Origin of the sequence: Desulfurobacterium indicum (assembly GCF_001968985.1) — a bacterium.
Taxonomy (GTDB): Bacteria; Aquificota; Aquificia; order Desulfurobacteriales; family Desulfurobacteriaceae; genus Desulfurobacterium_A; species Desulfurobacterium_A indicum.
The window spans coordinates 1-5,162 of sequence record NZ_MOEN01000045.1 but is presented as its reverse complement, the minus strand read 5'-3'; the positions used below and the strand labels follow the sequence as shown (position 1 = coordinate 5,162).

Annotated in this window: 4 protein-coding genes, 3 tRNA genes and 1 pseudogene; all 8 read left to right on the top strand. The window is 37.7% G+C overall.

Translation table 11 applies throughout. From position 1 onward, the window contains the following. Positions 1–78 precede the first annotated feature (78 nt). A pseudogene (locus BLW93_RS08420) lies at positions 79–459 on the top strand (integrase core domain-containing protein); the annotation flags it as partial. Positions 460–501: 42 nt separating this feature from the next. After that, positions 502–596: transfer RNA gene (locus BLW93_RS08415), tRNA-Ser, on the top strand. 5 nt (positions 597–601) lie between these two features. After that, positions 602–677, top strand: a tRNA-Lys gene (locus tag BLW93_RS08410). Between the two features lie 21 nt (positions 678–698). Further along, positions 699–793, top strand: a tRNA-Ser gene (locus BLW93_RS08405). Between the two features lie 17 nt (positions 794–810). Then, on the top strand, positions 811–1,578 hold the full coding sequence (locus BLW93_RS08400; protein ID WP_078058279.1) for a helical backbone metal receptor: 768 nt from the start codon (positions 811–813) through the stop codon (positions 1,576–1,578). Then, positions 1,563–2,468: a FecCD family ABC transporter permease gene (locus BLW93_RS08395; protein WP_076713629.1), complete on the top strand. Its 906-nt coding sequence runs from the start codon at positions 1,563–1,565 to the stop codon at positions 2,466–2,468. Before BLW93_RS08400 ends, BLW93_RS08395 begins: the two co-directional genes overlap by 16 nt. Continuing rightward, positions 2,461–3,162, top strand: a complete 702-nt coding sequence (locus BLW93_RS08390) for an ABC transporter ATP-binding protein (protein WP_076713628.1) — start codon at positions 2,461–2,463, stop codon at positions 3,160–3,162. The genes BLW93_RS08395 and BLW93_RS08390 overlap by 8 nt, the downstream gene beginning before the upstream one ends. 15 nt (positions 3,163–3,177) lie before the next feature. Further along, positions 3,178–4,995, top strand: a complete 1,818-nt coding sequence (locus tag BLW93_RS08385; RefSeq protein WP_076713627.1) for a TonB-dependent receptor plug domain-containing protein — start codon at positions 3,178–3,180, stop codon at positions 4,993–4,995. Positions 4,996–5,162: the final 167 nt, after the last annotated feature.

Below are 5,162 nucleotides of genomic sequence, written 5' to 3'. Positions count from 1 at the left end.
TGAGGCTAAGGAAGAACTTCAGGATATGTTCTCCAGGAGGTACTCCTAATGGTTTACACAAAATTATTGACACAACCACGGTTTTTCCAGGAACTTGAGAGATACTTTCCCTTCAAGATAGAAAACGTTCAAACCGACAACGGTAGTGAATTTCTGGGAGAGTTAGACAAATACCTTAAAGGAAAAAGAATAAAACATTATTTCAGCTATCCAAGATCCCCAAAGACCAATGCTCACGTAGAAAGATTTATTCAGACGATAGAAAGTGAGCTGTGGATGATAGAGGAAACAAAACCTTCAGTTGTTGAAATGACCAAAAAACTCTTTGAGTTCATTAGAGTTTATAATTTCATCAGACCTCACCAGGCTCTTGGATTTAAGACCCCCGCTGAGAAGTTTCGGGACTATATTAGAAGTTATCAAGGTGTCCACCATGTATTGAACTTGAACAAATCTTGACATCTAAGCAGAAAAAACCTATCTTTCTATTCGCACCTTTTTGGAGGGGTGGCCGAGTCTGGCTGAAGGCGGGTGACTTGAAATCACCTGAGGGCCTAACCAGCCCTCCGGGGGTTCGAATCCCTCCCCCTCCGCCACTAATGGGCCGCTAGCTCAGTTGGTAGAGCAACGGACTTTTAATCCGTAGGTCCCAGGTTCGAGTCCTGGGCGGCTCACCATGTTCTTATAAAGATTATCACGGAGAGGTGGCCGAGCTGGCTGAAGGCGGCGCCCTGCTAAGGCGTTGTACCGGCTAAAACCGGTACCGCGGGTTCGAATCCCGCCCTCTCCGCCATCTCAAGGATTAAAAAGATGAGAATGCTCCTTATTTTCCTAATCCTCTCAGTTAGCGCCTGGGCTCAAAATTTCCAGAGAGTAATTTCCCTATCGCCAGCCCTAACGGAGATCATCTTTTTCACCGGCAACGGAAAAAAACTTATAGCGAACACAAGATACTGCACGGTTCCGAAAGAAGCAGAAAAAAAAGAAAAAATAGGCGGTATCATCAATCCCAACCTGGAAAAAATTGTATCACTCCATCCTGATCTTGTCTTTGCAATGAACGGCAATCCAAAATCAACGATAGAAACAATAAAAATTTTTAAAATTCCGGTAATGACATTTAAAATCACAACGATACAGGACATTGCAGATGCAATAGTTAAAATTGGAAATATCCTGAGCAACAACGGCAGAGGAAAAGCGAAAACTTTTATAAAAAGTTACAAAGAAGAAGAAAAGAAACTTTCGCAATGTATAAAAGACAAAAAAGTGCTTATGGTTTTCTCGGTAAACCCCATATACACGGCAGGAAATCAAACTTTCTTAGGAGAAATAATAAAAGACGCGGGGGCGGTTAATATAGCCGGAAACGGAACATACAAAACCATTTCTCCCGAATTCATCTTCAAACATAAACCTGACATTATCATTTTAATCTCAACAAATAATGATAATTCCATATTCAAGCATCTTCGGGCAAAATCCATACACATAAGCAGTAAATATCTTTTAAAACCGGGACCATATATTATAAAAGGAATAGAAAAGCTGGAGGAAAAGGTTTGTCAAAAAAAATAAAACTTTCTGCAACACTGCTTTTTCTCTCTTCCATAAGTTTCCTTCTCCTCGGATTCCCAGACAGAAATATCATAAAAATTATCAGAATCCCACAACTTCTAACAGCATTTGCAGCAGGAAGCATTCTATCGATGTCAGGAGTTGTATTTCAAAATGTCCTTTCTAATCCACTCGCCGATCCTTACATACTTGGAGTTTCCGCAGGAAGTGCTCTGGGAGCCGTGATAGGATACACATTTAATATAAATCCGGAAACAAGTGCTCTAATAGGAGGGCTACTCACAATTGCAGCTCTGGCATTATCGGGCAAAATCCTTGAAAGCAAATTAAAGCTCATTCTGTTTGGAGTCGGAGTCAACGCAACCTTATCATCTCTAATAGTGATAACAACAGCCATTAAAAACCCACAACAATCACCTTCCATCCTCTTTTTTCTATTAGGATTCATTCCTGTTTTATCTTTAAAAAAAAGTTTTTTCCTCTTCTTGCTGCCATTCCTTCTGGTGTTCATTTTTTCAAAAAGCGCAGAACGAATAGACGCACTATCACTGGGAGACCTGTTTGCTTATCTATCGGGAGTAAGTCCCGAAAAAGAAAGAATAATATACCTGCTTTTAAGTTCCGTATTCACAGCTATAATCGTTTCTCAAACGGGAATAATCGGTTTTATAGGTATAGTCATACCACACCTGGGAAGATTACTTAAAATCAGAAAAACAGGTGAACTGCTAATCTTTGCCATTTTCTCCGGAGCAAGTGCCCTTATCCTGGCAGAGCTAATTATAAAAACTGTCTTCGAAAGCTACGACATACCGGCAGGCACAATAACAGCTCTAATAGGAGCTCCGGCATTCATATTCATCCTCTGGAGGAACAAGAATCTTGCTTGAAATAAGCAATGTAAAATACAAAAACATTTTAAAAGGTATCTCTTTCAAAGTAAAAGCAGGAGAAATAACAGGCATAGTTGGAAAAAATGGAAGCGGTAAATCTACACTACTAAAAGCAATTTCAGGATTCTTAAAATACAGCGGAGAAATTATCCTTAACGGAAAAGAAATCAAAAATCTACCGGGAAGCGAAAGAATAAAAAAAATAAACCTACTTCCCCAAGAATTCCCGGTATCATCTCTGACAGTCAAGGAAATATTGGAAACAACCGCCAAACTAACGCAAACATCCCTAAAAAAAATAGATAGAACAATTGAAAAATACAATCTAAAAAAGCAAAAACATCAATCTTTATCAACTCTCAGCGGTGGAGAAAAAGTCAGACTGTTCCTTGCAAGACTTGAAATCATCGATCCGAAAGTCGTCCTTCTGGACGAACCGAGTGCTTTCCTTGACGTTGTAGTGTTAAAAGAATTCAAAAGTTTCGTCTTAAAGATGAAAAGATTAAGGAAAATTGTTATAATTGTATCAAACGATCTAAATTTTATCTTAAACACAGCTGATTCTATTGTTGGAATAAAAGAAGGGAAGATAGTACCAAGTACCGGTGTAACAGAGCAATTTCTTACATCTGTTTATGACTGTCCAGTCAAAATTGTAAAAATAAACAAAAGACAGCAAGTTTTAATATAGAGGAGGAGAGGCTGTATGAAAAATTTACTAAAAATCACAAGTCTCATAATTGTTGCTTCGGTAACTTCAATTCCATCAAAAGCGGAAATTCCATCAGTTACTGTAGTAAGCACAAAAATCCCTCTCAGTGAAGAGAAAACAGGCGACAACGTAATTGTAATAACAAAAAATGATATAGAAAAATGGAAAGTGAAAAGTATAGAAGATGTTCTTAAAACAGCAGAAGGCATAGCAGTTTCAGACAACGGCTGGGGACAGGTATCCAACATCTACATTTACGGCCTTGATAAAAAATACATTCTATTTTTGATAAACGGTATCCCCGTTAATGATCCGTCAACACCTGACGGAACAGTAGATCTCTCTCTTCTAAATCTATCCGACGTAGAAATAATAGAAATTTTAAAAGGACCTCAAAGTGCTCTTTATGGCTCTCAGGCCGTTGCCGGTGTTATAAACATAATTACAAAACCTGAGGGAAAAAATCTTGTGAACCTTGAATACGGATCTTACAACACAAAAAAAGGAACCGTAAAGGTAGGATTCAAGAAGGAAAATACTCTATTTGACCTTTTCTACACAGACTTTAGAACAGATGGATACGACATAAAAAGCGACGGAGACAAAGAAAGCTCAAATTACAAAGATATTGGATACACTTTTTCATCTCTTTTAAACCAAAATATTAAAATAGAAAGTTACTTTAACTATAAAAGCGGAGAAAGTGAATACGACAACGGACTTGAAAAATACCACAAACTAACAGCAACCTTCAACGGGAAATATATACTATCTCCAAAAACTATTGCCAGCATTAATCTTGGCACTTCACAGTCCCAGAGAAATTTTACCGACTATGATTCTGATTCTCAAACATACTACTCCGGAAGCACCTACTATGCCGACTTAAATCTTAAAACAAAGCTTTCAGACCTTTTAACAATAATGCCGTCAATTAACCACAGAGTAGATGTGACAGATACTACAAGCTATTCTGACAAAAGCCAACAAACAGATTCAGCATCTTTAAACAGTTATATAAAACTGAAAAATCTAAACATTTTAGCAGGAATAAGAAAAGACCATTTCTCCTCTTTTGGAACATTCACATCATACAAGTTAGCCGGAAGTTACACTGTTAAATCCTCAAGAACACTTTTTAAAATCCAATATGGTAAAAGCTTTAAAGCACCTTCAATAGATCAACTTTATGGAGAATATCCAAACTGGAACTTTTATGGAAACCCAGACCTGAAACCGGAAAAAAGCAGAAGCTTAACAGCAGGACTGGAACAAAGATTGGGAAAATACGGTACTGCAGGCATAAGCTACTTTAAGACAAAAACTACCGACGTAATAACAACAACCTACGACCCTGTTAAAGGTTATCTTACCTATACAAACGGGAAAGAAGGAAAAACCGAAGGCTCGGAATCTTCTGTAATGGTAAAACTTCCTTTAAACTCAAAAGTAAAAGTTTCCTATACCCATACCCATTCCATATGGTATGACGGCACTTCATGGAATCCTACACTAAGACTACCGAAAAACATGTATAAAATTTCCTTTACAAAAAATCTAAACAAAGGAACTATCACTTTCATGGCAATTCATTACGGCAAACGGGAAGACTATGACTTCAACACATGGCCTGCAACACAGGTAACTCTACCCGCCTTCACCATATACAACTGTTACATGCTTGTCAAAATAAACACACATCTATCAGGTTACATAAAACTATTTAATCTAACAGACAAAAACTATCAACTTGCCTACGGATACAACGAACCGGGAAGAAGCATATTCGCAGGAATAAAACTATCCTTTTAGAGGAAAAAGAATGAATCTTGAAAAATTTTTCGAAGCTGCCGAAAAAGCTATTGAAACAGGAAACATCGAAGAACTAATGCCTTTTGATAAGGTTGTGTCAATAATTTTGTGTAAACCATTAGGAGTACCTCCTGGAGAACATATCCTGAAGTTCTTCCTTAGCCTCA